The sequence below is a fragment of the Bacillus cereus group sp. BceL062 genome (assembly GCF_051780025.1).
GTDB classification, from domain to species: Bacteria; Bacillota; Bacilli; order Bacillales; family Bacillaceae_G; genus Bacillus_A; species Bacillus_A toyonensis.
Map to the genome: position 1 here is coordinate 1 of NZ_JBPWGY010000058.1, position 389 is coordinate 389.

Below are 389 nucleotides of genomic sequence, written 5' to 3' on the forward strand. Positions count from 1 at the left end.
ACCTACAGCATTAGGCTATTCAGTTAGTGTACCAAGGAATTCTACGAATTTGGATGAATGTAAATTTGCCGTGATGGCAATGACAGAAAATCGTTCTATACCAAAATATCCTACGCCTAAAAAAGAAATGTTAATAGATAAACCACAAGGAGGAAATGTCACATTTGCAATATCCTCTAAATTATTTATGGAAAAATGGCTTAAAGTAGGGTTAGCATTTATGCAAGTGGGAGGAAAAGGAGATTTTGAACTTTCTTCTGATGGGTTGAAATTTTCCAATAAAAAGGATCTAATATGGGCTAATTTCCAAGATGAAAATGGAAAAGATTGCACGGCTACAATTCAATCTGGAAATTTCAATTTGGGTATTGATACAGAGAGTGGTTTAG

The 389-nt window shown here is 34.2% G+C and carries 1 protein-coding gene; it reads left to right on the plus strand.

Annotated features, from left to right (window positions below; all coding sequences use genetic code 11):
* Positions 1-49: 49 nt before the first annotated feature.
* The coding region (locus ACS2MN_RS31040; RefSeq protein ID WP_438894978.1) for a hypothetical protein at positions 50-389 on the plus strand (340 nt) is incomplete at its 3' end.